The organism is Mesorhizobium sp. WSM4815, assembly GCF_055811575.1.
The window spans coordinates 1-239 of sequence record NZ_JBVVQS010000010.1; the positions used below are offsets into that span (position 1 = coordinate 1).

Annotated in this window: 1 protein-coding gene; it reads right to left on the reverse strand. The window is 64.9% G+C overall.

Annotated elements, in window-relative coordinates; all coding sequences use genetic code 11:
* The coding region (locus AC0L2B_RS00040; protein WP_473743608.1) for a DUF7902 domain-containing protein at positions 1–239 on the reverse strand (239 nt) is incomplete at both ends.

The following is a 239-nucleotide window of genomic DNA, read 5'->3' on the forward strand; positions in this document are numbered from 1 at the left end:
GGGTTCGACCGAAACCGTGGCCCAGTTCGGCGCGGGCCTTGGCCTGGTTCAGGCGCGCATAGATTTCGGAGATGGACTCGATGATCCGGGTGCGCTGGGTGGCGTCGTCGATCTGCAGCGAGGCCATCAGCCCAGACAACATGTCCAAGTCGGCGGCCATGGCCTGCAGGGCCTTCAGCGGCTCGCTCAACTGGGCCACGGTCTGGGCTTTCTGTGCGTCGCCATCAAGACCTTCCAGG